The organism is Pedobacter frigidisoli (assembly GCF_032678525.1).
Taxonomy (GTDB): domain Bacteria; phylum Bacteroidota; class Bacteroidia; order Sphingobacteriales; family Sphingobacteriaceae; genus Pedobacter; species Pedobacter frigidisoli_A.
The window spans coordinates 233,519-259,726 of record NZ_JAVTSE010000006.1; the positions used below are offsets into that span (position 1 = coordinate 233,519).

At 41.3% G+C, this 26,208-nt stretch carries 20 protein-coding genes; 13 read left to right on the forward strand and 7 right to left on the reverse strand.

Translation table 11 applies throughout. The features are described 5' to 3' along the window. Positions 1-9: 9 nt before the first annotated feature. Positions 10-600, forward strand: a complete 591-nt coding sequence (locus R2Q80_RS17335) for a DUF502 domain-containing protein (protein WP_316800811.1) — start codon at positions 10-12, stop codon at positions 598-600. On the opposite strand, the gene R2Q80_RS17340 is transcribed toward R2Q80_RS17335, so the two are convergent. The 3 genes from R2Q80_RS17340 to R2Q80_RS17350 form a co-directional block, all read right to left on the reverse strand. Further along, positions 597-1,091: a hypothetical protein gene (locus tag R2Q80_RS17340; protein WP_316800812.1), complete on the reverse strand. Its 495-nt coding sequence runs from the start codon at positions 1,089-1,091 to the stop codon at positions 597-599. The genes R2Q80_RS17335 and R2Q80_RS17340 overlap by 4 nt on opposite strands. Before the next feature lie 156 nt (positions 1,092-1,247). Further along, positions 1,248-1,955: a TIGR00730 family Rossman fold protein gene (locus tag R2Q80_RS17345; RefSeq protein ID WP_047799208.1), complete on the reverse strand. Its 708-nt coding sequence runs from the start codon at positions 1,953-1,955 to the stop codon at positions 1,248-1,250. A gap of 18 nt (positions 1,956-1,973) precedes the next feature. Next, complete coding sequence (locus R2Q80_RS17350) at positions 1,974-3,482, reverse strand: sodium:solute symporter (RefSeq protein WP_316800813.1); 1,509 nt, start codon at positions 3,480-3,482, stop codon at positions 1,974-1,976. A gap of 141 nt (positions 3,483-3,623) precedes the next feature. Between R2Q80_RS17350 and recR the strand changes: the two genes are divergently transcribed. The 3 genes from recR (at position 3,624) to R2Q80_RS17365 (ending at position 6,085) form a co-directional block, all read left to right on the forward strand. Continuing rightward, positions 3,624-4,241, forward strand: a complete 618-nt coding sequence (recR, locus tag R2Q80_RS17355; RefSeq protein ID WP_316800814.1) for a recombination mediator RecR — start codon at positions 3,624-3,626, stop codon at positions 4,239-4,241. Positions 4,242-4,294: 53 nt separating this feature from the next. After that, on the forward strand, positions 4,295-5,101 hold the full coding sequence (locus R2Q80_RS17360; RefSeq protein ID WP_316800815.1) for an SDR family oxidoreductase: 807 nt from the start codon (positions 4,295-4,297) through the stop codon (positions 5,099-5,101). Between the two features lie 147 nt (positions 5,102-5,248). Next, positions 5,249-6,085 carry an alpha/beta hydrolase gene (locus R2Q80_RS17365; protein WP_316800816.1) on the forward strand — a complete coding sequence of 279 codons (837 nt, stop codon included), beginning with the start codon at positions 5,249-5,251 and terminating at the stop codon, positions 6,083-6,085. Here the strand turns inward: R2Q80_RS17365 and R2Q80_RS17370 are convergent. Beyond that, positions 6,069-7,019, reverse strand: a complete 951-nt coding sequence (locus tag R2Q80_RS17370) for an ion channel (RefSeq protein ID WP_316800817.1) — start codon at positions 7,017-7,019, stop codon at positions 6,069-6,071. The two genes, R2Q80_RS17365 and R2Q80_RS17370, sit on opposite strands and share 17 nt — an antisense overlap. A 280-nt stretch (positions 7,020-7,299) precedes the next feature. On the opposite strand from R2Q80_RS17370, the gene trpD reads away from it, so the two are divergent. The 9 genes from trpD (at position 7,300) to R2Q80_RS17415 (ending at position 18,982) form a co-directional block, all read left to right on the forward strand. Continuing rightward, the gene (trpD, locus tag R2Q80_RS17375) at positions 7,300-8,286 is read left to right on the forward strand and encodes an anthranilate phosphoribosyltransferase (protein ID WP_316800818.1); all 987 of its coding nucleotides are present in this window, start codon (positions 7,300-7,302) and stop codon (positions 8,284-8,286) included. Next, positions 8,286-8,918: a phosphoribosylanthranilate isomerase gene (locus R2Q80_RS17380; RefSeq protein ID WP_316800819.1), complete on the forward strand. Its 633-nt coding sequence runs from the start codon at positions 8,286-8,288 to the stop codon at positions 8,916-8,918. The genes trpD and R2Q80_RS17380 overlap by 1 nt, the downstream gene beginning before the upstream one ends. Positions 8,919-8,998: 80 nt before the next feature. After that, positions 8,999-10,180, forward strand: coding sequence for a tryptophan synthase subunit beta (gene trpB, locus R2Q80_RS17385; protein ID WP_316800820.1), 1,182 nt, complete (start codon positions 8,999-9,001; stop codon positions 10,178-10,180). A gap of 72 nt (positions 10,181-10,252) precedes the next feature. Further along, a complete protein-coding gene (trpA, locus tag R2Q80_RS17390) occupies positions 10,253-11,035 on the forward strand; it encodes a tryptophan synthase subunit alpha (RefSeq protein WP_316800821.1) in 783 nt (260 codons plus the stop codon). Positions 11,036-11,307: 272 nt separating this feature from the next. Then, entirely contained in the window at positions 11,308-11,913 is a 606-nt protein-coding gene (locus tag R2Q80_RS17395) for a TetR/AcrR family transcriptional regulator (RefSeq protein ID WP_316800822.1), read from the forward strand. 95 nt (positions 11,914-12,008) lie between these two features. Beyond that, complete coding sequence (locus tag R2Q80_RS17400) at positions 12,009-13,181, forward strand: efflux RND transporter periplasmic adaptor subunit (RefSeq protein WP_316800823.1); 1,173 nt, start codon at positions 12,009-12,011, stop codon at positions 13,179-13,181. Positions 13,182-13,273: 92 nt separating this feature from the next. Next, positions 13,274-16,468 (forward strand): efflux RND transporter permease subunit, encoded by a 3,195-nt coding sequence (locus R2Q80_RS17405; protein ID WP_316800824.1) that lies wholly within the window; start codon positions 13,274-13,276, stop codon positions 16,466-16,468. Further along, positions 16,455-17,861, forward strand: a complete 1,407-nt coding sequence (locus R2Q80_RS17410; protein ID WP_316800825.1) for a TolC family protein — start codon at positions 16,455-16,457, stop codon at positions 17,859-17,861. The genes R2Q80_RS17405 and R2Q80_RS17410 overlap by 14 nt, the downstream gene beginning before the upstream one ends. A 248-nt stretch (positions 17,862-18,109) precedes the next feature. After that, on the forward strand, positions 18,110-18,982 hold the full coding sequence (locus R2Q80_RS17415; RefSeq protein ID WP_316800826.1) for a hypothetical protein: 873 nt from the start codon (positions 18,110-18,112) through the stop codon (positions 18,980-18,982). Positions 18,983-19,020: 38 nt separating this feature from the next. Here R2Q80_RS17415 and R2Q80_RS17420 read toward each other — a convergent pair whose 3' ends face one another. From R2Q80_RS17420 to R2Q80_RS17430, 3 genes are all read right to left on the reverse strand, one after another. Further along, entirely contained in the window at positions 19,021-19,941 is a 921-nt protein-coding gene (locus R2Q80_RS17420) for a type IX secretion system membrane protein PorP/SprF (protein ID WP_316800827.1), read from the reverse strand. Between the two features lie 8 nt (positions 19,942-19,949). Next, entirely contained in the window at positions 19,950-25,142 is a 5,193-nt protein-coding gene (locus R2Q80_RS17425) for a CehA/McbA family metallohydrolase (protein ID WP_316800828.1), read from the reverse strand. Positions 25,143-25,573: 431 nt separating this feature from the next. Next, positions 25,574-26,194, reverse strand: a complete 621-nt coding sequence (locus R2Q80_RS17430) for an L-threonylcarbamoyladenylate synthase (RefSeq protein ID WP_316800829.1) — start codon at positions 26,192-26,194, stop codon at positions 25,574-25,576. Positions 26,195-26,208 lie beyond the last annotated feature (14 nt).

Here is a 26,208-nt window from a genome sequence, read left to right on the forward strand (position 1 = left end):
GTTTGCAGCATGAATAAGATCGGGAAAGCTATTTTAAACTATATCATAAAAGGTTTATTAATTGTTGTACCCATTGCTGTGAGTATTTTTATAGTGGTGTGGGCAGTTACAACTGTAGATAGCTGGCTGAATGTGAATAATATTCTGGGAGTGAATCCCAAAACTGGAGAAAGCCGCAATATTCCTGGTTTAGGTTTACTTACTGTTTTGACCATTATTTTAATGGCTGGTATTTTTGTAACGAATCTGGTTACTGAGCCGATGTACAATTGGTTTCAACGGATGATGCAACGAATGCCGCTATTTAATTTTATTTATTCTTCCATAAAGGATTTAACTGAAGCGTTTGTTGGTGACGAAAAGAAGTTCAACCATCCGGTTTTGGTTGAAGTAGAAGGTGGGTTGAAGAAAATCGGATTTCTAACACAGCCACATCTCGAAAAACTGGATTTGCCCGATGAGGTAGCTGTTTATTTTCCGCTGTCATATTCTTTTGCCGGCCAGCTTTGTATTGTTAAAAAGGAGCGGGTTAAAGATTTGAATATGAGTGCTGCTGATGCAATGAAACTGGTGGTGAGCGGCGGTGTAAGCGGACTTTAAAAAATACTCCGTCCGCTAAACAGGAGTGTCATGATGATGATAAAGGCAAGCAAAATACGGGTATAATATTCGCGGATAAACAGGCCGGTTAAAATCAGCAGATCATCATCGATGTTGCTGTGAATTAAACCGCTTCCTGAAGAGGAATTGTAGATAATCTGTTTGTCTGTATGATTATTTAATGACCAGCGACTTAACCAGCTGTTTTGAAAACCCCAGTCAAATACTTCTCCGGATGCAAGCTCTACCCTGGCTTTAAAATTTAACCATTCATATCGGATAGTAGCGATGATCTCGTTCTTGTTGTTTAGAATCTGTGTTTCAGGATTTGAATAGCCCTGGCTTCTTAGCAGATAAATTTCGTTTTGTGTAGTGGCAAATGCTGAATTTTTCAGCGAATTAAAATTGATCGAAAATTTAGGTGTAGCATGATCAAACACCTGATAATGGCTGTCGAATAACCCTTTTCTCCAATTTAATATCTGCTCCATTAACTTACCGGACTTTGCTGTTAAGACTGCGGAATAAACGAATCGTTACAGAAATTGTTTTTTAAATAAGAAGCCCCCGTAAAGTGCCTAGACTCTATGGGGGCTGTGTAGCGTTCAGGTTTTTTAACTCAGGAACGTTCCGGTTTATTTTTCGGATTAGAAGTTAGGTTTAAGGACATACTTGTCGTAGAACCTGAAAATATGTTCGGCAGCTTCCTCAGCTGTATCAACCAAACGGAACAGATTTAAATCTTCTTCGTGTATGTTATGTTCTTTCTCGAGCATGGTATTTTTAATCCAGTCGATTAATCCGCTCCAATAATCTTTCCCAAGCAATACGATTGGAAAGCGGGCAATTTTGCCCGTTTGAATTAAAGTTAGCGCTTCAAAAAGTTCATCCATAGTGCCGAAGCCACCCGGTAAAACCACAAATCCCTGGCTGTATTTCATAAACATTACCTTGCGGACAAAGAAATAATCAAATTCCAATAGTTTATTGTGGTCGATATATTTGTTGTGAAACTGTTCAAAAGGGAGTTCTATATTTAGTCCCACTGATTTACCTCCATTGGTATGTGCACCCTTATTTCCTGCTTCCATAATCCCCGGGCCGCCTCCTGTTATCACCCCATAACCGCGGTCGGTTAACAATTTACCACATTGTTCAGCAAGCTGATAATATCTGTTTGTTTGTGCGGTACGTGCAGAACCATATATCGTAACGCAGGGGCCTATTTTGGCTAATTTCTCGAATCCATCTACAAATTCGGCCATGATTTTAAAAATCTGCCATGAATCTGTTACTTTAATTTCCTGCCAATCTTTATTTTCAAAAGCACTTCTGATTTTTTCTTCACTCGTCATAAATTCTGTATTCTAATATTAAAATCTGGTTTGCGCATCGGTTTTTTTACTGATGAAAAGCAAGCCAATAAATGTGATTAAACCGTTGATTAAGATCAGTTCAACACTGAAAACGTAGCCACCCAATAACTCTTTGGAGTAGCTTGACAGCAAGTAACATAAAAAAGGCGATAATATGCAAACAATTGGTACTATTTTATCGTGCAAACCTCTGTTTTTTACGAACAAGCCGAAGCTGTATAAGCCCAAAAGTGGCCCGTAGGTATAGGAAGCGATGGTGAAAATTAAGCTGACTACCGAAGCGCTGTTAAATGCATTGATTACTATAATCACGAGAAACATGAGCACGGAGAAAGCGATGTGTACGGTATGACGCTTTTTCACTGCATCTTTCGCATTGATGTTATCTTTTTTGGCCATCCCCAGGAAGTCGACACAAAATGATGTTGTTAATGCCGTCAATGCCGAATCTGTTGTGGCAAAGGTTGCAGCAGTTAATCCCAGCATAAAAATAATGGCGGGTATTGCCCCGAGGTTGTTTAGTGCAATCTCCGGGAATAACAAGTCTGTTCTGGGCTTTCCGGTGATGTGATCAAGGGGGATATCGATTCCGTTTTTGGCAGCGAAGATATAGAGTAGTGCACCAACACTCAGGAAGAAGACATTTAAAATGACGAATACACCTGTGAAGGTAAACATGTTTTTTTGTGCTTCCTTGATCGTACCCATACTCAGGTTTTTCTGCATTAGATCCTGATCCAAACCTGTCATGGCGATAGTAACGAAAATGCCACCTATAAACTGTTTACCAAAATAGAACTTGTTGGTAAGGAAGTCTTCCAGAAAGAAAATTTTTGAATAGCTGCTGTTTTTTACCGTTTCAAATGCCTGCGGAATACTAAAATCAAGTTTGTTGCAAATGAAGTAAATCGTTAAGAAAACTGATAAAACCAGGAAAAAGGTTTGCAGGGTATCAGTGATGATAATGGTTTTTAATCCCCCTTTAAAGGTATATGACCAGATGAGTGCAAGCGAAATCAATACGGTTAACCAAAAGGGAACATGGTAGTTGTCGAAGATGAAGCGCTGGAGTACAATGACTACCAGATACAGTCTGGTTGCAGAACCAAGCGTGCGGCTTAACAGGAAGATGGATGCTGCCGTTTTATAACTGTAATGGCCTAAGCGTTGTTCGATGTAACTGTAAATGGAGGTTAAATTCATTCTGTAATACAGTGGCAATAAAACTGTACAGATGATGATAAAACCAACCGCATTTCCCAGTACGAACTGAAAGTATTGAAACTGGTTGCCTGCGGGGGCACCCACCTCACCCGGAACTGAAATAAAGGTTACACCGGAAAGCGCTGTTCCAATCATTCCAAATGCAACCAGATACCATTTTGAGTTTCGGTTGGCAACGAAAAATGAATTGTTATCCGAAGAATCTTTAGAGGTGACAAATGAAATGATAATCAGCAGGAGGAAATAACCGATCAGGAAGCATAACAGTATGGTTGGCGACATAGATTTGTTTTAAGAAGATAAATGTATGAAATTACAAATTAAATCAATAGTTCAATAGTTCGTTGTGCAATTGTTCATTTGCCGGCTAAGTAATGCCTGAGTGAGGAATGAACTAATCACAATTTTACATATTTTTGTGCTATGAATTTTTCATCCAAACTGCTTGAAGATGCAGTAAACGAATTCTCGAAATTACCTGGTGTGGGACAAAAGACGGCGTTGAGGTTGGTTTTGCATCTTTTAAATAAGGAACAGGAGGAGGTGAACCAGTTTGGAAATACCTTAATCAAGTTAAAACAGCAGATTAAAAACTGCAGCATTTGCTACAATATTTCAGATCACAGCATTTGCGAGATTTGTACTTCACATAAGCGGGATAAGGAAACCATTTGTGTGGTTGAAGATACGCGTGATGTAATGGCTATTGAAAACACCGGACAATATTTTGGAGTATACCATGTTTTGGGTGGATTAATCTCTCCGATGGATGGTGTTGGTCCTGCTGATTTGTACATTGATTCGCTTGTTCAGCGTGTTGGAAGCGGTGATGTTAAAGAAGTAATTCTCGCATTGAGCCCTAATATGGAGGGTGATACCACCTTGTTCTACCTATACAAAAGATTGAAGGAATTTAATGTTCCGATTACCACCATAGCAAGAGGAATTGCGTTTGGAGGGGAACTGGAATATACCGATGAGATTACGCTTGGGCGTTCGATTGTTACGCGTGTGCCTTATGAAAATGCGATGATGAAGTAGGGATTAAGGTAAGCCATAATTCAGCATATACAAATAAAACAACAAACGATTTAATGAAAGATAAAGTTATCATCATCACCGGTGCATCCAGCGGAATTGGAAAAGCCTGTGCAGAAGAATTTGCTAAACGTGGCGCAAATCTTGTTTTGGCTGCCCGTCAATATGTTACCTTATGTGAAATTACCGCTGATCTGGAAAAGAAATACGGTATCAGGGCGGTTGCTGTTCAGGCGGATGTAAGCAAAGAGGAGGATTGTGAACTGATCATCAAACAAACATTGGTTTCATTTCAAAAAATTGATATTCTGGTAAATAATGCAGGATTATCCATGCGTGCTTTATTCAATGATCTGGACTTATCGGTACTAAAGAATTTGATGGATGTTAATTTCTGGGGTACGGTTTATTGTACAAAATATGCTTTACCGGAGATTTTAAAGACAAAGGGCACTGTTGTTGGGGTTTCATCGATCGCCGGTTTCAGGGGATTGCCAGGACGTACCGGTTATTCAGCATCGAAATTTGCGATGAACGGCTTTCTTGAATCGCTGAGGACTGAGCTTTTGAAAACCGGCGTGAACGTATTGGTGGCCTGTCCGGGATTTACGGCCTCGAATATCCGAGTTACCGCGTTATCGAAAGATGGTGCTGCGCATGGTGAGACCAGTATGGATGAAGGTAAAATGATGAGCTCAGAAGAGGTTGCAGGTATTATAGCTGAAGGTATTGAAAAACGTAAACGTACTTTGGTGATGACTGGCCAGGGTAAGCTTGCGGTATGGATGAACAAGCTGTTTCCTGCTTTTGTAGACAAAAAGGTTTTTGATTTATTTTCAAAGGAGAAAAACCCCTTGATATAGACCTGGGGTAACAAGAGATTTGATATGAGGAATTCAGGCATAAAGCCAAAGGTGATGCCTTGCCTCCTCGAACTGTGGGAATCTGATCACTGCAATCCGTCTGGTGAACTTTTTCGTTTGTTAAGTGTTGACTGAAAAAAAATCAATATGCTTAAAAAACTAGTTTTAGTAATGCTCTTATTCCAAACCATTTTATCCTCAGCACAAGTAAAAACAGCTAAAAATATAAATTATGCCGGCACAACTGCGAAAAAAAATACCCTCAACATCTTTTACAAAGCCGACGGTGTAGCGGACAAGCCTGTTTTGATTTTTATCCATGGCGGTTCATGGAGCAGCGGAAGAAAAGAAACCTACTGGTGGCTTGGACGTAATTTTGCCAGGAAAGGGATTGTGACGGTGATCATTAACTATCCTTTGGCGCCAGATGCGCAATATGGTAAAATGGCCGATGATTGTGCTTTAGCTGTAAAGTGGGTTAAGGAAAATATTTCCGGATATCAGGCCAGTGCCAATAAGCTTTTCGTAATGGGGCACTCTGCAGGTGCCCATTTAGCAGAACTCATCAACAGTGATCCCATATATTTTCAGCATGCGGGGATTAAAAATCCCATCAAAGGTGTGATATTAAATGACCCTTTTGGTTTGGATATACATGAATACTTAACTGAAGCTGAAAAGGATGACTATTATTACGATTTCTTAAGGACTTTTACCAATCAGCCTGCGGTTTGGAAGAAAGCGTCTCCAATGGAATATGTTAATGATATCAAAAACCCACATTTGCTTTTTTATGGCAGCAAAACCTATGGTGCAATTAAGATACAAACGCCAAGGTTGTATGAGAAATTAAAGGCTAATAAGATTTCTGTACAAATTAAAGAGGTTAAAGGTAAAAGCCACGTACCGATGATTAGTCAGATGATATTTGGTGGCAATGATTTGTATAAAGATATTGTAACCTTTATCAATCACCAATCCTAAGCTGTTCAGTACTGTCGAATAAGCTGTAATCCATTACTGTTTTCCCTTCTTCGTTGTGGTAATGCATGATTCTAAATTTCGCGTTCCATTCTATGTCTTCATCCTGATAGCTTGTCCGGGTATGCAGTGTTTGTGCAAAAGTATCGTCAAAAGCCTTTAAAATTACAAAAATCTCTACCTCCGCAATTTTCAGTTCTTCTAAGCTTTTTTCAAAAACCGGACTATCTTCGTTGACCGGATGCACTAATGTCCAGTTCAGAGAGAGCACGCTGATTTTGCTACGTTCCAATTGCAATGGATAAAAACTTCTTTTGAGTTTACCATCAACCGTTTCATTATAAGTGATGAACATTTGAGCTTCTACATCAATCAGGGCATTTTTCCTGAGATTAGCCAAACGACACATGAGTCCGGTTTTACCTTGATAGGGTGCTACCACCATTTTCTTACTGAAGATAACTTTTGATGTGGGGCGGCTGAATCGGCCATAAAGTAAGCCAGTAGCAAGGGCAAAAGCCAGCAAACCGAGCATGCTTTCAAACGCCGCTAAAATACTGGTAATAAAACCCTGAGGTGAGATGTGTCCGTAACCTACTGTAGAAATGGTTTGTGCAGAGAAGAAGAATGCATCGAAAAACTGATCTCGCAGGGTGGTGCCCTTTGCTCCATCTAAGTTTTCGATGCCCACAATATTGTATGCAACAGCAAAGAAGCTATTTACAATGAGGTAAGTGATGAGAATCACCAGGAAAAATCTTGACCAGCTCATGGTGACCAGGCGCGTATAAGTATCGTCAAATTTAAACCATGGTAAACCCGTACGCTCGATATTCGGCGTTCCATCGGTATTTAGAACGCGTTGATTTTTAATAACAGGACTTGAGCCGAAACCCAGATCATCATTGAACTGTACTTTTCTCTTGAAAAAAGCCATATATTTTTAGAAAGATTTTGGAATTATAAAAAAGTATGTCAATATTTGCTTTATACAAACATGATAATTAAAAACTTAAATAACAATTGGTGGTGGCATAACGAAAATCGTTAGGCATATTCTATTGTTATATATTTTAAAATATTTTACAAAAAACGAAGAGGATTGCCCAAAAAGCAATCCTTTTTTTATGCAATTTTTTACAGACTTAGGTTCCTGCAAACCAGGAATAGGTTAATAATTGGTTTTAGCAATACGACCAGCGCTTGAAAACATCAATATGAAAAGAATATTAAACCATTTATTTGAGAATAAAAGTTTCAGCAGGGAAGAGGCAAAGAATATCCTGATCTCTATTACACAGGGTGAATTTAATTCTTCACAGATTGCCGCATTTATTACTGCTTATGCCATGCGTAACATTACCGTTGATGAGCTACAGGGTTTCCGGGATGCGATGCTCGATTTAGGCATCAAAGCTGACTTTTCTGATTATGAGCTCATTGATTTATGCGGTACAGGTGGCGATGGAAAAGATACCTTCAATATTTCCACCCTGTCTTCTTTTGTAGTTGCAGGTGCCGGGCATAAGGTAGCAAAGCATGGTAATTATGGTGTATCATCGGGTTGTGGTTCTTCAAATGTGATGGAATACCTGGGCTACAGTTTTACTAATGACCAGGATACACTGAAAAGAAACCTGGATGCGGCTGGCATTTGTTTTCTGCATGCTCCATTATTCAATCCGGCTATGAAAATTGTAGCCCCCATCCGTAAGGAATTAGGAGTGAAAACCTTTTTTAATATGCTTGGCCCTATGGTTAATCCTTCACAGCCCAAATATCAGATGGTTGGTGTTTTTAGTCTGGAACTGGCAAGGTTATACGCCTATTTGTACCAGGATACGACAAAGAATTATACTATTGTTCACGCGCTGGAAGGCTACGACGAAGTATCTCTTACCTGTGATGTGAAGACTTTTACCAATAAGGGGGAACAGATTTTAACGCTTAGTGATATGGGTTTTGAAAAAGTTCCGGTAAATGCGATAAAGGGGGGGGATACTGTTGAATCATCAGCGAAAATATTTATGGACGTTTTGAATGGAACAGCTACTGATGTTCAAAATAACGTGGTTTTATGCAATTCGGCACTGGCCATTAAAACTATCAAGCCAGCACTGTCTTTCGCGGATTGTTATTACGAAGCGGAAGAATCGTTAATGAGCAAAAAAGCCCTGGAGAGTTTTAAAAAGCTGGTAGCCTGATGAAAGAAGTAAAGTTAAAGGTTTGCGGCATGACACTGGCGGCAAATATTGCTGCAGTAGCCAGTTTGCGTCCGGATTACATGGGATTTATTTTCTATAAGCAATCGCCAAGAATGATTACCGATGTATCTGCCGAACTGATTAAATACATCCCTTCCGAAATTAAGAGTGTTGGAGTTTTTGTTAATGAGGAACTTTCGGTGGTGAAGAAAAAGGTTCAGGATTATCAGTTAAAAGCAGTCCAGTTGCATGGTCAGGAATCTGTAGCTTACTGCGAAGACTTAAAGGACAGTTTCGCCGGACTGGAGGTAATTAAAGCTTTTGGAGTGGATGAGCACTTCGATTTTAGGGTTTTAAAGGATTATCAGAAAGTAATAGATTACTTTCTGTTTGATACCAAGACTAAAGCTCATGGCGGGTCTGGTAAAACTTTTGACTGGAAGATTCTGGAGCACTACACCCTCGATCAACCTTACTTTTTAAGTGGGGGAATTGACCTGGAACATGCGGCTGCAATAGCAGAAATAGAAGATGCACGATTATATGCCCTTGATATTAACAGCAGGTTCGAGGTGGAGCCGGGAATAAAGGATGCACAGAAAATAAAAGAATTTATAATAACAGTAAAATAAGCAAGGTTGCACTGTGAGGCGAATATGAAGATCACTATTTACATTGGATCTTCGCTTCTCAGGCTAACAAAACTACAGATATGAAATACAAAGTAAACGAAAAAGGATACTACGGGGATTTTGGGGGCGCATATATTCCTGAAATGCTTTATCCAAACGTAGAGGAATTGCGTCAGAATTATTTAAAGATTATTGATGATGCTGATTTTCAGAAAGAATTTCATCAATTGTTAAGGGACTATGTTGGGAGGCCTTCCCCGCTATATCTGGCTAAAAGATATTCTGAGCGCTATGGTGCGAATATCTTTCTCAAAAGAGAGGATTTGAATCATACAGGCGCACATAAAATTAATAACACGGTCGGTCAGATTTTACTTGCAGAGAAGCTTGGTAAAAAAAGAATCATTGCTGAAACAGGTGCGGGACAGCATGGTGTAGCTACAGCTACTGTATGTGCCTTACGTAATTTAGAATGCGTGATCTATATGGGCGAAGTGGATATTGAGCGCCAGGCACCTAATGTTGCCCGCATGAAAATGCTGGGTGCAAAGGTTGTTCCGGCAAGTTCGGGAAGTAAAACTTTAAAAGATGCCACTAACGAAGCCATGCGCGACTGGATCAATAACCCGGTGGATACCCATTACATCATCGGCTCGGTTGTTGGTCCGCATCCATACCCGGATATGGTAGCTATTTTTCAATCGATTATCTCTGAGGAGACTAAAAAACAGTTACTTGAACAAACCGGCAGCGAACAACCAGATTATGTATTGGCTTGCGTTGGAGGGGGAAGTAACGCAATGGGTATGTTTTATCATTTTATGGATGACGAAAATGTAAAGTTGATTGCTGTTGAAGCAGCTGGCAAGGGTGTTTCAAGCGGATTATCTGCTGCAACAACCTACCTGGGTAAGGAAGGTGTTTTACACGGCAGCAGAAGTATTTTAATGCAAACAGCAGACGGTCAGGTAGTAGAACCCCATTCGGTTTCTGCGGGTTTAGATTATCCGGGAATCGGGCCTCAGCATGCACATTTGTTTAAAACAGGCCGCGGGCAATATGTTTCCATTACCGACGAGGAAAGTTTAGATGCAGGTTTACTGTGTACGCAACTGGAAGGAATAATTCCTGCGATTGAAAGTGCACATGCCCTGGCTTATCTCGAAAAGATGGAATTCAAGGGTGGAGAAAATGTTGTCGTTTGCCTGTCAGGACGAGGCGACAAGGATTTAGATACTTACATTAAATATTTCAATTTATAAGCCTAAATCCCCTGAAGGGGACTACAGTGGTTAATCTTTAAACAATTAAAAGCCCCTTTGGGGGTTGGGGTTATGAACAGAATTAAACAACTCTTCGAAAAGAAGAAAAATATTTTATCAATATACTATACCGCTGGTTTTCCTAATACCGGCGATACCATGAGAATTGCTGAAGCATTAGAGAAATCGGGAGCAGATATGCTTGAAATTGGTTTCCCATACTCAGATCCGGTTGCCGACGGACCAGTTATTCAGGCAAGCAGCAAGCAGTCGTTAGACCAGGGAATGACGCTCAAACTTCTTTTCGAGCAGTTAAAAGATTTACGTAAGAGCGTAACTATACCTGTTTTGCTAATGGGCTATGTAAATCCGGTGTTGCAATTTGGTGTAGAAAATTTTTGTAAAGCCTGTGCAGAAGTAGGGGTAGACGGGTGTATTGTTCCTGATTTGCCAATGGTTGAATACGAGGAGTTTTACAAAGGTTGTTTTGAAGAGCACAATCTAAGTAATGTGTTTTTGATCACACCGCAAACTGCTGAAGAACGAATTCACAAGATTGATGGATTGACCAATGGCTTTATTTATCTTTTATCATCTTCAGCAACAACAGGTAAAAACCTTGAGGTAGGGAATACCACAGAAACTTATTTCAGCAGAATTCAAAATATGAAGCTGAAAAACCCTACCATGATTGGTTTCGGAATCAGCGATAAGCAGACTTTTGATAAAGCTTGTTCATATGCTAATGGTGCAATCATCGGTACAGCTTTCGTTAAATCGATAGCAGATGGAAATATTGAAGAGAACGTGGATGCTTTTATGAAGCAATTTAAGCCAAGATTAGCAGGTCAGTAAGTTCCATATTATCATTTTTTTTTGAACCATTTTAGGGATGTAAGGTACATTTAAGCAGATTAACTTATTTGAAACTTATATTCCTTACATGGTTGATTATTCGAGAGCCAGATCCAAGTATATGATTTCGTGATCGAGCAAGCGCCTTTTTATGATTACCCTTATCATTTGGGTTACGAAACCGATTTGACAATTCAATGATTGTGAATAACTGAAATGGTTTTACCTTTGCTTAACAGTGTTAGATTATTTATCACTAAGCAATTCCAGTCATGGGAAGTAAAGAAAGAATTTTACGTTTAAAAGAAGAGACCAGAACCAGTATTCTGGACGCAGCCCTGAACATTGTTCAAACTGAGGGATGGCAGGCTTTAAGTATGCGTAAAATTGCTGATCACATTGAATACACTGCGCCTATTATTTATGAGTACTTTCCGAACAAGGAAGGGATTTTACTGGAACTAACCAGAAGGGGCTACCAGATTTTAGGTAAAGATATCCGCGAGGCGAGAGACAAACACGATTTAGCTGAAGATAAAATGGAAGCCATGTGGGTTGCATACTGGAACTTTGCATTTACCCATAAGGAATTTTATCAATTGATGTATGGCGTGGATATGGTTTGTTGTACAGTGAAAAATTCCATGGCAGAGGCAGAACAGGTTTCTGCAATGCTAGGTGATGTGATCGAATCTTTATTTATCAAGCAACCCGTTTCTGAAAACGACATCTGCATGAAATATTATACCTACTGGTCGATTATCCATGGATTGATTTCTATTAACCTGGTTCGCCCGAATGGAAGAACCACTGATGAACTAAACCAGCAAATTTTGAAAGATGCCATTAAAGGTATTACACTTTCTATTAATAGTTAATTTTTTTTACCCTATAATCTAACGCTGTTAGATTATTTATACACCATAAATCCACTATAATTTTTAATCATATGAATGCTATCCATCGTCTTTTCATGCTACTTAACAGTGTTAAACAGTTTAATCAGGTTAAGGCTCTAATCATTATTTCATCGCTCTCCATTATTTTGGTGAGCTGTAAATCGGCTCCCGATCAGACTGCAGCGGCTCCGCCACCGCCGGTTTTACCCGTAAGCCTTGTTAATGAAAGCACTGAAACCACTTTTATAGAATATCCAGCTGCTATTCAGGGTGCAGTGGATATAGAGGTTCGTCCTCAGGTAAGTGGTTATTTACAAAGTGTTTTAGTTAATGAGGGGGCTTATGTAACGGCCGGACAAACACTTTTTAAAATTAATGAAAGCCCTTATCGTGAGGCATTAAATAATGCGAAGGCAAGTTTACACGCTGCCGAAGCAGCAATATTGAATGCTCAGCTGGAAGTTGATAAGTTAACCCCGCTGGTACAAAACAAGGTAGTTTCTGAATTTCAACTAAAAACAGCAAAAACGGCCTACAAAATTGCGCAGGCCAATGCTGAGCAAGCCAAAGCAAGCGTAGCATCGGCACAGATTAATTTAGGCTATACCAATGTGAAAGCAACAGTGAGTGGTTACATCGGCAGAATTCCTAAGAAACAAGGTAGTTTGGTTTCTCCGTCCGACCAGGTTGCGTTAACCCAGTTGTCTGATATCCATGAAGTGCATGTCTATTTCGCTTTAGCTGAAAACGATTTCAATAGCTTCAATGCGAATTACCCAGGGAATAGCCCTGCCGACCGCATCAAGCACCTTCCGGCCGTTGATTTGGTGCTGGCCGATAATTCCATCTATCCTATAAAAGGTAAAATCGATATGATTGATGGTCAGTTTGACAAAAATACCGGAGCAATTACCCTTAGAGCAAGTTTTCCGAATGCCAGTGGAAGCCTTCGTTCTGGAAATACAGGTAAACTCCGTTTAGGGTTGAAACACGACGATGCCATTCTCATTCCTCAATCGGCCACCGTAGAAATGCAGGACAAGGTTTTTGTTTTTGCACTAAACAAAGGTAATAAGGTGAGTAAAATGCCAATTACAGTTGTTGGTAAAAGCGGTAATAATTACCTGGTAAAGGATGGTGTGAAACCAGGCGACCAGATTGTGTTGAGCGGCCTGGACCGTTTACAAGAGGGGCAGGTGATCACTCCCGAAAAAGCAACAGATAAAGCGGCAAAACTGAAGCGCTGATAAACCAGTGCAAATTGCTAAAGGCGAAAGCAAATCGCTGGAAAGCCTGATGCACAAGCAAATTACAAGAACAAATACTAAACAAATAAATAATGTTCAAGATATTTATACAAAGGCCTGTACTGGCAACCGTAATCTCCATTTTATTGGTGATACTGGGGGTACTTGGTCTGACGAAACTACCCCTTCAACAGTTCCCCGATATTGCCCCACCATCCGTTTTGGTAACGGCAGTATACCCTGGAGCGAATGCTGAAACGGTTCTACGTTCAGTAGCACCATCTCTCGAAGAATCGATAAATGGTGTGGAAAACATGACTTACATGAGTTCTACAGCCAGTAACGACGGTTCACTGGCGATTACGGTTTTCTTTAAACTGGGAACCAATGCTGATCAGGCTGCTGTTAACGTTCAAAACAGGGTTGCGCAGGCAACCAGCCAGTTGCCGGCGGAGGTTGTACAACAGGGTGTAACCACTGCCAAACAACAAAATAGTTTTATCATGGCTATTGGGATGTACACAGACGACGAGTCAAAATACGACCAGACTTTCGTAGCCAACTATGCTCAGATTAATATCATACCAGAAATTAAGCGTATCCCGGGTGTGGGTTCTGCAGCGATTTTTGGTGGGGTAAAAGATTATTCAATGCGTGTTTGGTTAAATCCAACTCAAATGGCAACTTATCAGGTTACGCCAAATGAAATTATGAGGGCCATTCAGGATAAAAGTTTAGAGGCTGCCCCGGGTAAGTTTGGGGAGAAAAGTAAAGAAGTTTTCGAATATGTAATCAAATATAAAGGAAAATTAACCAAACCTGAAGAGTATGAAAACATTGCTATACGCGCTAATGCTGATGGTTCGATACTGCATCTGAAAGATGTTGCAAGAATTGAACTTGGTGCTTACTCTTACAATAGTATTACCAGAATCAACGGTAAAAAGGCCATTGTAATCGGGATCATTCAACTGGCCGGTTCCAACTCAAATGATATCCAGGTGGCGATAAACAAGCTCATGGAAAAGTCGGAGAAAACGTTTCCGGCAGGTATTAAAAAGAATATCTTTTATAGTACTAAAGTTTCCCTGGATCAGTCTATTGAACAGGTAGAACATACTTTGGTTGAAGCATTCATACTTGTTTTCATTGTGGTATTTCTCTTCTTGCAGGATTTCAGGTCTACCTTAATTCCGGCGATTGCAGTTCCGGTAGCCATTCTGGGTACATTCTTCTTTATGCAGTTGTTTGGATTTTCTATCAATCTGTTAACCCTGTTTGCGCTAATTCTTGCTATTGGTATTGTGGTGGATGACGCAATTGTGGTTGTGGAAGCTGTACACGCCAAAATGGAACATAAACATTTAGGTCCGAAAGCAGCAACGCACGAGGCCATGCACGAAATTACCGGGGCAATCATTTCCATCACCCTGGTGATGGCTGCGGTATTCCTGCCAGTTGGATTTATGGAAGGGTCAACAGGCGTTTTCTACCGACAGTCTGCGTTTACGATGGCGATTGCGATTGTGATTTCTGCAGTGAATGCATTGACATTGAGTCCGGCATTAGCAGCTTTGTTTTTGAAAGATAATCATTCCACCCATAGTGATAAACCTGAGGAAAAACCAAATTTTAAGCAGCGTTTTTTCAACGGATTTAATCACAGTTTCAATTCATTAACCAATCGTTATGTTGGAGGATTAAAGTTTTTAGTTCGCCATAAGTGGTTAAGTATGGGTGGACTGGCTTTAATTACCCTGGTTACCATTTTTATGGTTAAAACGACTCCAGCAGGATTTATCCCGACGGAAGATCAGGGTTTTATTGCCATTGCAGTTAATACGCCTTCCGGAACATCATTGGATGGAACACAAAAGGTGATGACTCAGGCGGAGGATGTACTCAGTAAACTGGATGCTTCGAGAGATGTGACTGCAGTTTCTGGATTTAATCTCTTAACCAATTCAACCAGCCCTTCATCTGCTGTAGTATTTGTTTTGCTTAAGCCAAACAAGGAACGCGGGGCGGTGAAGAATATCGACGAAATTATGAACCAGGTTCGCGGTAAGCTTGGTGCCATTTCAGGAGGCAGTTTCTTTGTATTTAGTTTTCCAACCGTACCTGGCTTTAGTAATGTGGAAGCTTTGGATATGGTTCTTCAAGATAAAACCGGGGGTAAGCTTGATAAATTCAGTGGTATTTCGCAGCAGTTTATCGGGGAATTGATGAAACGTCCGGAAATTGCTGTGGCCTTTACCAGTTTCAAAGCGGATTATCCGCAATTGCAGCTGGATATTAACGATGAAAAGGCTGATCAGCTGGGCGTGAATGTTAAAGACATTTTGCAAACCATGCAGACCTATTTTGGTAGCGCGCAGGCATCTGATTTCAACAGGTTTGGCAAGTATTACCGTGTTGTTGTACAGGCTGATGTTCAGGATCGTGCAGATCCATCTACTATTGACCATGTTTTTGTAAAAAGCAACCGGGGGGAAATGGTGCCAATTAATACACTGGTTAAACTCAGTCGCGTTTATGGCTCTGAAACGGCATCCAGGTATAATCTTTTCAACTCTATTTCGATTAATGCGATTCCAAAACCAGGTTTTAGTTCGGGTGATGCGATTAAAGCAATTGAAGAGACTGCAGAGAAGCAACTTCCAGCGGGTTATAGTTATGAATTCTCCGGACAAACACGTGAAGAAATTGCTTCAGGTGGTCAGTCGACAGTAATCTTCCTGCTGTGTCTGGTATTTATCTATTTCCTGCTTTCGGCACAATATGAGAGTTATATTCTTCCTTTAGCCGTTATTTTATCTATCCCTGCCGGAATATTTGGTGTATTCGTTGCCATTGGACTGACAGGTATAGAGAACAATATTTATGTTCAGGTGGCACTGATCATGCTGATCGGGTTGCTAGCTAAAAATGCCATCCTGATTGTTGAATTTGCAGTGCAGCGACGAAGAGGCGGTCAGCCTTTGGTTGCCTCAGCATTAGAAGCAGCAAAATCGAGGTTGCGTCCGATCATCATGACTTCGCTTGCCTTTATCGTGGGCCTGGTTCCCATGATGGGCGCCACAGGGCCATCAGCGCAGGGTAACCACTCCATTAGTATAGGGGCTGCCGGAGGAATGATTTCGGGTGTTATCCTGGGACTGTTCATTATTCCGGTACTCTTCGTCATCTTCCAGGCTATCCAGGAGAAATTTTCAAAAAAATCACAAGAGGTACTTCATGACCATCATGAATCACCTATAAATCACGTTGTTTATGAAACGGTTTAATATTATTGCCATTTTGCTCCTTGCACTAATCTGGAGCGGCTGTTCAGTTTCTAAAGATGTATCCTTGCCAAATGTGGTGCCGGGACTATTCAGAAACACCATTCAAAAAGATTCTTCAACTGTGGGCGATTTGCCCTTGAAGAGCTTCATTAATGATTTAACGGTTCAGCATTTAATCGATACTGCTTTGGCTAAAAACTACGATATGCAGATTGCGCTAAAAAATATCGATGCTGCCGAAGTGTTGTTCAAACAATCAAAACTGGGTTATTTACCAGAATTGAAGTTGCAGGTTGCAGCGAGTTCGAGTCGCCCATCTGATAATAGCTTAAACGGGTTAAGTTTGAACCAATTTACCGGATCAACCCATATTGAAGATTACAGTGCTAATTTAGGACTGGTTTGGGAGGCAGATATCTGGGGTAAAATCCGTAATCAAAAAGCTGGCGCTTTGGCCAGTTTTTTGCAAACCGAGGAAGCGCGGAAAGCTGTTCAAACGCGTTTGGTTGCCAACGTAGCCCAGGGCTACTATAATTTGTTGATGCTTGATGCTCAACTGGAGATTGCGCAGAAGAACCTGAAACTGAGTGACAGTACCCTTAGGATAATCAATTTACAATTTGATGCCGGACAGGTGACTTCTCTTGCTATTCAGCAAGCTGAAGCGCAACAATTAATTGCAGCACAGTTAATTCCCCGTTTGGAGCAGAATGTAACCTTGCAGGAAAATGCACTGAGCGTTTTAATAGGCACATTGCCACAGTCGATTACCCGTACCAGCCGTTTGGATAAAATGTTGATTCCTCAGGAACTAAACGCTGGCTTTCCTTCAGCTTTGCTAAGCCGCAGGCCAGATATCAAATCGGCCGAACTGGCACTAAATGTTGCCAATGCAAAAGTTGGTGTAGCAAAAGCGAGCTTGTACCCATCACTTGTGATTACGGCCAGCGGTGGGGTGAATTCATTTAAAGCCAGCAATTGGTTTAGTATGCCGGCATCTCTGTTTGGCCTGGTTTCAGGTGGTGTTACTCAGCCCATTTTCCAGCGCGGTCAGTTAAAGTCGAACCTGGAACTGGCTAAGATCGACCGCGAGAAAACAGTTATCCAATTTCGCCAGTCAGTATTAAATGCAGTGGGAGAGGTTTCGGATGAGCTGACTAAAGTGGAGAAACTGAAATCTCAGTATAGTATTGCTGAAAAGCGGGCACGTACCTTGCAACAGGCTTCGAAAAATGCCAGTTTACTATTTAAAAGCGGCATGGCAAACTACCTGGAAGTGATTACTGCACAAGGTAATTTACTGCAAAGTGAGCTGGAGCTGGCTTCCATCAAAACTGAACAGCTTAATGCTGTTGTAGGCCTTTACCGCTCTTTAGGTGGCGGATGGAATTAGGATAATTTGTTGGCTGTACTGGTGGGCGTTGACTTAACTGGTATACAACTTATTACTAAATTCGGGAAATTTTCGGGTGGCATTCGGCTGTTTTTTTGGTGGCAGCCGAATGTTTTCCGGGAACCATAGCTATACCATGTCCGGTCTTTCTTCGGTAGAAGAACTGTGATATGTTTTTGAAATTTGAGAAGGAAGTGGTAAATTAGAATATCATCCCACTGATTTAAACTAAGTTACAAAAAAAATATATGGCAATAGCAAACGGGATGAACAGATTTCGCGGATTACTCAGCGATTTTGTATTTTACACAAGGGGCAAGAAACAGGTGGTGAGAAAAAAAGCCACCAGTTATAAGCTTTCTGAAAACACGATCAAAAGCGGTCGTGATTTTGGTGAGGCTACACGCAATGCCTCCTACCTACGCAAGGCTTTCAAAAGCCTGGTAAAACATTACGGTAACGACGACTTCCACAACCGGCTCAACAAAAATTTTACGCGGGTATTCAACAGTATTCCTTCTGAAATGCTCGGGAACAAGCATTTAAGTCAGGGAAACCTGAAGTTGCTTGAAGGATTTCAATTTAATACCGGCAGAAAGTTTGCGTCGCTCTGTTATGCGCGATTGGGTCTTAATATCGATCCGGCAGGTTTTATTACATTTACCTGGGAGAAACCAAAAGATGAGCACTTTTTTAAACGTGTTCCAAATGCTACAAGGACTTACATCCAGATGATGGTATTTCAATATGACCTGGACGATGGCGGGCAGTATGAATGTATTCGTTTGAATGATCTGGTGATTGAGCCAGGTAAACCTATTGATCCGAAAATAAGTTTAAAGCTGGAAGTCGATCTCACGGGCGAAAAGGCCTTAATTGTTGCTGCCGGGATTTATCACGATACCAAAGGCACCCGGAGTTACGACAAGCGTTATTTCGGCTGTACGATCACCCACGCGTTGCATTTGAATGAAGGGGTGGAAGTCCCTTTTGCTGAAGTGAAGGAAGAGAAAATTAAAGATAAGGAAGAAACAGGGGTTGGGACTTGGGGTGGTTCGCTGGAGGTGGGGACTGCAGATTCGAAGCCTATTTACGAAAAAAGCCGCAGACCCATAGATTAAAAATCCGGGAATCTGCGGCTTAAGGATGATCAGGCTGACTATGGTTTTTTCCCGATATTTACTCTGATATTCACTTCAAAATCTCCATCGGTATAACCACTAATGGCTGATGTCGCCGTGTTATAATAGGCCATAAAATATAAAGCAGATTTATAGTTCATTCCAAAGCCAACTGTTGCGTTCTGCGTGTTGTGGTACATCGCCATTACATACAGTTTGTCGTTAGCGAAGTTGGCGTTCAATCCTGCATCCCACAGGTTTTTGTAGTTCTTAATGCCTCTGAAAACAGCTTTGGGTTCTAAACTGATTCCATTGATCCCAGTCCCTAAACCAAACTTATAGCCTACTGCAGAATAAAATGTAGGTTTATCCGCAATGTTTAAATCATCGTTTCTGAAAACAGAACGCATGTTAGGAATAGCCCCTTCAACCGTTAAGCCTTCTGAGGTATAGGATACACCAAAATCACCGTCGAAATAATAACCACGATCGTTGAAACGAGCAATGGAGGGATCATTGATATCGCTGTTACGTACACTGCTTAAATCCAACCTGTCCTGACTGGCGCCGAACGAAATACCAAAGTTCAGCTTTTGATCTTCGTTACTCAGGGGCAGGTGATAAGCAAATGTTCCAACCATTTTAGTGCGTTGAATACCACCTGCTTTTTCATTGTAGAAGTTTGCTCCCCAGCCAACTTTACCTACCTGTTCATCGAGTGTTACACTCTGGGTAAGCGGCGCCCCTGGAATGTTGGACCATTGCTTACGGAAACTCCCATTGATGTTGAAACCTTCATTTATACCCGCCATAGATGGGTTAATGAGGTAACGGTTCTGAAAATATTGCGCGTTTAAAGGTAGGATCTGTGCTTTTATGCTGTTACAAAATAATGTGCCTGCTGCAAATAGAAACGTTACGCGACTTATTTGCTTTATGTTTTTAATAATTGCTTTCATGTCTGTAATTAGTTTCTGATAATGTTGATGAATCCTTTAAATGTGCCGATACCTGTTCCGAGATCGACAATGTAGTAATAGGTTCCTTCGGCGAGCGGGCTCCCGTTTACCATTCCATCCCAGTCGTTGGCATAGGTTTGTTTGGTGTACAGCACACGTCCGGTTTTATCAAAAATGGTTACCTTATTGTTTGGATAGTAATCGATATTTTTAATGATGAACTTATCGTTATAGCCATCTCCGTTAGGGGTAACCAGCGTACTGGCTTCCAGCTTATAGTCGTCGATTACGGTAATAGAAATGCTTTGATCGGAAATGCAACCGCTTGCATTGGTAACCACCACTCTATAAGTACCGCTTTGTTTGGGGCGGATGGTTAATGCTGCGGTATTCTGGCCACTCACCACATCGGCACCTGTCCAGCTGTATTGTGTTCCTCCTGTTGCCGTTAATACGACGGCATCTCCTTTAGAAATTGAAATACCTTTGTTGCTGTTAATGGTAATCACCGGCAATGGATTTACCACCACTGTGGCTGTGCCCGTTTGGGTCTGGGATGCATAGGCATCGGTAACGCTTACCAGGCTGTACTCAAATGTTCCTGCTGAGCCTGTCGGCGCACTTACTGTTGCAGTGGTCCCACTTGCAGTTACCGTTCTGTTGCTACTGCCATTCACTGTATAAGTGAAAGTGTATGGAGCTGTTCCGTTTGAACCTGTAAAGGTAACTTGTGGGGAAGAACTGAAATTACATACGGAGGTAGTTCCGGAAACTGCTGCCAATGGCAAGGGACGGATGGTTACTGTAGTAGAGACATTTTGTACCTGGGTACTATACGCATCACGAATGCTGGTTATGGTATAAACAAATGTACCCACTGCTGTGGTGGGTGCAGTTACGGTTGCTGTATTGGTTGTTGATGTCAACGTTCTGCTGCTTCCGTTATTTATGTTATAGGTAAAAGTGAAGGGTGCAGTACCAGCAGCAGCTGTAAAGGTGATTACAGGCGCAGTTCCATTTAAAGGAGCTGAAACGCCGGCACTCAAAGTTGCAACCGGTTTGGCATAAATATGCAGATTTGCAGGTCTGTAATTAATGGCATAGTTTGTATTTAACCCCAGTGTACCTTGTGTAATCGCATAATCACCCGCTGTTTCTCCACCAATCCGGGTCAAGTTACCTGTAAAGGTATCGGCACCAACTAATGTTGGGGTTGAGGTGAAGGTGAAAGCCGGGTCAACGGTCGATTCGACTTTCGTTTTTGCATCAGCAGTTACCGTAATCGTTTTTGGCGATATGGTTAATATTTGTTGTTTTGCTAATGCAGGATTAAAAAAGGTATCGCCAGGCTGATTGGCAGTAATGGTTACTGTACCGGCTTTCAAAATATGCACATCACTGTTAGTGATCGTTGCAATATTGGTATCACTACTCGTATACGTGATATTAATGGCCGTGTTATCACTTGTTGCACCAGCAGCAAAATCGGGATCACCATAGGTTACCGTTTTAGTAGCTGTAAAAGTGATATTCTGATTTTTCTTTACTGTGGCATCATCGCGAGAATACCAGATTGGTGAGGTAATGATTCTACTCCCATCAGCCTCTAAAATATCTGCGTAATAATATCCTGTAGCTAAATTGGCTAGTGCATTATCCGTGTAGGTCAAGTTTGTAGAAGAGCTTGTTGTTAATTCTACCGGGTTTACACCACTGCCTGGTGTGCCATAAAGAATTTTAATGCTGGTTACCGGACTGGTAGTAATGGAATTCACTTCAATTAAAGGTGCGCCTGCCGTTTTGAATACACTTCCAACCGGTTGTTTATTGATTGTGAAAACGATTTTAGCAGCCGAATCCTGTGATGCATAGAAACGCATTTTTTTAATAGCATCTAATAAATCATTCTCTGTTAGTGCGGGCGCCAGTACGACCAGGCGGGCTCTTGTATGCCGGCCAAATGTTAAGTTATGATTATCGTGATCGATACTTGCTCCCAGGTGATAGCCTCTGGCCAGCATGCGGTTATAATAGCTCAGGTAACTCATTGAGCTGGCCGGATCTGAGTAGGTGGTATTAGTGGAAAATGCAGGGCCGCTTTCCAGAGCAGTTCCAACAATTGCACTGTCGGCACTCAAATCGTAAGTAGCTGAAATATTGTTGAAATCTGTTGTATTCGGGTGAGCCAATGTTGCCACTGCGTTTAAGCCGTGCCTGTTGATAATTCTGAACAGTCCGGTACTACCCGTATAAACACTTTTAGGCACATAGATCTGGTTTTCTCCAGATTCCCAACCGATCAAAGAGTCGATACCATAAACAATGACGTGACCACCACCACTGATGACGCCCCATTCCATACCATGTAATGCCACAAAATTGGATGTGGTAGCCTTTTTAGCTGCGTCAATTCCGGGCTGCCAGTTTGCTAATGACATTCCGGCCTGTGTATGATTATGTTCTGATATCCCCAGGAAATCAAGGTTCATTGAGTTCTTTGCGAAGGCATAATCATCTTCCGGTTTTTTTGTTAAATCGTCTTTATTTCCATCCGAATAGCTACTGTGACTATGTAAGTTACCGTAGTAGAAGTTTAGTTTATTTACATCGAGTATGCCCGTTTTAAAGGTTCCCTGTAAAGGTTGACCAGTTAAATAAAGCGGACCACCTGCGCATGCGCTGTTTACAGCATAAACGAAAAAATAATAATTGGTATTTTGTGTTAAACCATTCCTGATAAATGTGCCACCTGCGCCACGTTTTACAACAACACCGCCACCGATCATGTCGCCAACATTATAAACGGTTTGGTTTACAGGGTTTGCTGATAACGAATTAACCGTGCTCATTACCACCAGGTACTCATCGCTTGGGCCATTTGGCGTAAAAGCTGCCTGTATGAAATTGTAATTGGATGAGGTGATGGTGAAATTGGTTGGCTGAGCTGCTGGTGTTGTACAAGGCAATAATGTTCTGGTTGTTTGCGTACCCGAAAGGATATTTGAGGTCAGATATTTAGGTCCTCCAGTACATGAGAGGTTATTTAAAGGAATAATAAAATAGGTATAGTTCGTTGAACTTGTAAGGTTATTATCGGTGAAGGTATTGGCTACAATTTTATTTACCACTATGCCACCACCAAAGGATGAGCCAATGGCGTAAGCTGTTCCATCTACTGGCAGGGCAGTTAATGTGGTATTCAGGCTCCTGATAATCAGGTATTCATTTGCGTCGGTTGATTTTACGAAATTTCCGGTGATACTTCCTGTAGTCACTCCAGTAAAAGTTAATGAAGTGGCTGCCACCGTTGGTGCCGAACAAACGGGCAAATTAGGTGGAAAATGCACACCCAGGCGATCGGCGTCGTCGTCATCAATTGCATTTTGAACTGTTGCTATCGGTGTTCTTGTCCAATCGCTTTCGATAAATGCAGGAGACGGAGCAGTCACATTTAAGCTTCTTACGTAGGATACATCTTTTGCATTAACGCCTTGTCCGAATGCATCAATGATATTGTTGTTGGCATCTAATAAAGCTACACCATCATTCCCGTTAAAATTGATGACGGTGTTGCTGTTCAATATTGCGCTTGCAGGGCTTAGGTAGGTAACTTCAGTCCCATTACCTGTGTTGCCTAAAAGAATAGTTCCCTGTGCAGGTATCGTGAAATTCAGGTTGACAATCTGAGATGGCGTACCGGTGATGTTAATATTTCCAGCGTCTCCCGAAATGTTATATAAAGCAAGTTTTAGCTGTGGTGAAGCAGTATTGACAGGTGCATTACTCAGGTTGGTCAGTTCAATCCATTTATTGACTGAGGTACCTTCGTAATACTGACTGATGATAACCGGGGCACTAACCAGCGGAGGGTTTGCTGTTGTAGCATCTACACTGGAAACAACGGTTTGTAAATTTGCAGCCGCATCCTGCGCCACAACGTAAAGGGTATAAGAGGTGCCGACACTAAGACCTGTGATGGATGCTGAAGCATCTGTGTTGGCTGTGTTGGTGAAGTTTCCGGATTTTAAACCTGTTGCGCCTGTTCCATCCTGTCCGGCTTTCACCTGGGCAGCAGTAGGGGCAGTGGTTGTTGTTAAGGCCAAAACATAGTAAGTCGTTCCGGCCTCATTGATGTTATTCGTGAAATCAACCGATGTAGTGGTAACATTGCTGGTTTTAGGGTAGGTTGCTGCGGTAACTGGCGGTGTTACGTCGGCAGCCCCCAAAGTGCTAAAACTTAAAGTTGAAAAGCTGGTTTGCAGGTTAGGTGTAGCGGCTGCGTCTTCTGCAGTGACATAAATTCTGTAGGCAGTAGAAAGCGTTAAGCCTGCGATTGTTGTGGAAGCATCGACACCAAGAGCGTTCGCAAAAGAACCTGATTTGAATGCATCATTGTTATTGCCATCTTTTCCAGCCTTAATTTGTGCAGGGGTTGTTGGAGCTGTTCCTGTAGCAGGAACGAGAACGTAGTACGTTTTCCCGGCCTCATTAATGTTAGAAGTTAAGTTAACTGTAGTACTGGTAATCAAAGAGGTTTTCGGATATCCGGATGCATAAGTCGGAGGGGTCGTATCAACAGTTCCAGATGCTGTAATGGTTCCGCCAATACTGAAACCGGCTCTGTCGGCAGCTGGCGAATTAAATCCCCAGCCACCTGTAGCCGTTTGGCCACTGGCGTAGTAACGGATTGTAATTGTAGTTCCGGCTTGTACATTTTGAAGTGCCGCAATGCCTGAAAGATTTACGGTTGGTGAGGCTGCAGGTGCTACTGTTGCTGCGGTAATGCTGTTTGGACTTCCGATTAACGTAAAACTGGTGCCGTTGAGACTATAAGCATATTGAGAGCTTACACCGGGACTGGCATAATAAGTTGCTGTACCTGCAAAAAGCGCATCAAGCGATGATAATGAAATTTGTTTACCAGCAGAAGCGGTTAGGGTAACCTGGAAGTAATCAGTATTTGCAGTAGAGATTCCGTTGTTCAAAAATCCCTGAGTTCTAAAAGAGTTATTTCCTGCGCTTGCAGGAGCTGTTGTTCCTCTGGTTAAAACCGGAGCTGCTGTTAAGCCTGCATCAAATTTGTTAGCGGTTGAGGTCGCAACCATTGTTTGTCCAGTGAAATCCCAGGAAGCTATTTGCGCAATAGTTACCGTTGGGAAATAAAAGACAATAATTAAGAATAGAAGTAAAATTTTTTTCATACAATTTTTATAGGGATATCAAATGTTTTGATAAATCATTTTAAGGTGCAAATGGAATGCACCAAAGAAAATTCAGACTTTGATTAACTTAGGGAGTAAAGTTTTACCATTCGGCGTGTTAAAGTGACAATTAGGACGATTCAGATTTCATCCCATTTAGCAATGAATAAAATCTTAAGGATATTAAAATTAATTTGCCTTAATAATGCAAATGTTTCAGTATTGGATTAGGTTTCAGATCTTATTTTTTACCATAGGGAATGATTAGGATACGAAAATAGGTCTTGATTGTTAAATGGGTATTAACATTGTATTAATGATGGGCATTTTTAGTTAGTTTGGCAATGATGCTTGATTTCAAGACTAAATTTAGCGATTTAATTGAGGTTTTCTGATGGTGTTGATAACTTATTCTAATTTAGCTGACTGGATTACAGAAAATCTTCAATATTTCCTTTTCCTTCACGAATCACTTCAAATTCTCCTGTTGTGCAATCAATTACCGTAGAGGCTTCATTATCACCGTATCCTCCATCAATTACCAGGTCCACCAGGTTCTCATATTTTTCATGAATCAATTCCGGATCTGTAGAATATTCGATCAATTCATCATCATCTTTTATGGAGGTAGACAGGATTGGATTGCCCAGTTCCTTCACAATGCATCGGGCGATGTTATTGTCTGGAACACGAATACCCACCGTTTTCTTGTTTGAGCTCAGTAACTTCGGTACGTTATTATTGGCGTTGAAGATAAACGTGAAGGGGCCTGGTAAAGCTTTTTTAAGTACCCTAAAAGTAGTGTTGTCGATAGGCTTAATAAAATCTGATATATGTTTCAAATCATGGCAGATGAATGAGAAATTTGCTTTTTCCGGCTTAATTCCCCGGATGCGGGCAATCTTCTCAATGGCTTTGGGATTAGTGATGTCGCAACCTAAACCGTAAATGGTATCGGTAGGATAGATAACGATTCCACCTTTTTTCAATACGTCTACCACCTGTTCAATGGCCCTTTCATTTGGATTTTCCGGATAAATTTTAATAAGCATAGCGTAAAAATAAC

Bases quoted from the DNA above. Each gene is read 5' to 3' on its own strand.
- R2Q80_RS17345 (WP_047799208.1), bottom strand. From the start codon at position 1,955: ATGACGAGTGAAGAAAAAATCAGAAGTGCTTTTGAAAATAAAGATTGG.
- R2Q80_RS17415 (WP_316800826.1), top strand. From the start codon at position 18,110: ATGGCAATAGCAAACGGGATGAACAGATTTCGCGGATTACTCAGCGAT.
- R2Q80_RS17405 (WP_316800824.1), top strand. From the start codon at position 13,274: ATGTTCAAGATATTTATACAAAGGCCTGTACTGGCAACCGTAATCTCC.
- R2Q80_RS17350 (WP_316800813.1), bottom strand. From the start codon at position 3,482: ATGTCGCCAACCATACTGTTATGCTTCCTGATCGGTTATTTCCTCCTG.
- R2Q80_RS17335 (WP_316800811.1), top strand. From the start codon at position 10: ATGAATAAGATCGGGAAAGCTATTTTAAACTATATCATAAAAGGTTTA.
- R2Q80_RS17340 (WP_316800812.1), bottom strand. From the start codon at position 1,091: ATGGAGCAGATATTAAATTGGAGAAAAGGGTTATTCGACAGCCATTAT.
- R2Q80_RS17425 (WP_316800828.1), bottom strand. From the start codon at position 25,142: ATGAAAAAAATTTTACTTCTATTCTTAATTATTGTCTTTTATTTCCCA.
- R2Q80_RS17360 (WP_316800815.1), top strand. From the start codon at position 4,295: ATGAAAGATAAAGTTATCATCATCACCGGTGCATCCAGCGGAATTGGA.
- R2Q80_RS17370 (WP_316800817.1), bottom strand. From the start codon at position 7,019: ATGGCTTTTTTCAAGAGAAAAGTACAGTTCAATGATGATCTGGGTTTC.
- R2Q80_RS17430 (WP_316800829.1), bottom strand. From the start codon at position 26,194: ATGCTTATTAAAATTTATCCGGAAAATCCAAATGAAAGGGCCATTGAA.
- recR (WP_316800814.1), top strand. From the start codon at position 3,624: ATGAATTTTTCATCCAAACTGCTTGAAGATGCAGTAAACGAATTCTCG.
- trpB (WP_316800820.1), top strand. From the start codon at position 8,999: ATGAAATACAAAGTAAACGAAAAAGGATACTACGGGGATTTTGGGGGC.
- R2Q80_RS17410 (WP_316800825.1), top strand. From the start codon at position 16,455: ATGAAACGGTTTAATATTATTGCCATTTTGCTCCTTGCACTAATCTGG.
- R2Q80_RS17380 (WP_316800819.1), top strand. From the start codon at position 8,286: ATGAAAGAAGTAAAGTTAAAGGTTTGCGGCATGACACTGGCGGCAAAT.
- trpA (WP_316800821.1), top strand. From the start codon at position 10,253: ATGAACAGAATTAAACAACTCTTCGAAAAGAAGAAAAATATTTTATCA.
- R2Q80_RS17420 (WP_316800827.1), bottom strand. From the start codon at position 19,941: ATGAAAGCAATTATTAAAAACATAAAGCAAATAAGTCGCGTAACGTTT.
- R2Q80_RS17365 (WP_316800816.1), top strand. From the start codon at position 5,249: ATGCTTAAAAAACTAGTTTTAGTAATGCTCTTATTCCAAACCATTTTA.
- R2Q80_RS17400 (WP_316800823.1), top strand. From the start codon at position 12,009: ATGCTACTTAACAGTGTTAAACAGTTTAATCAGGTTAAGGCTCTAATC.
- trpD (WP_316800818.1), top strand. From the start codon at position 7,300: ATGAAAAGAATATTAAACCATTTATTTGAGAATAAAAGTTTCAGCAGG.
- R2Q80_RS17395 (WP_316800822.1), top strand. From the start codon at position 11,308: ATGGGAAGTAAAGAAAGAATTTTACGTTTAAAAGAAGAGACCAGAACC.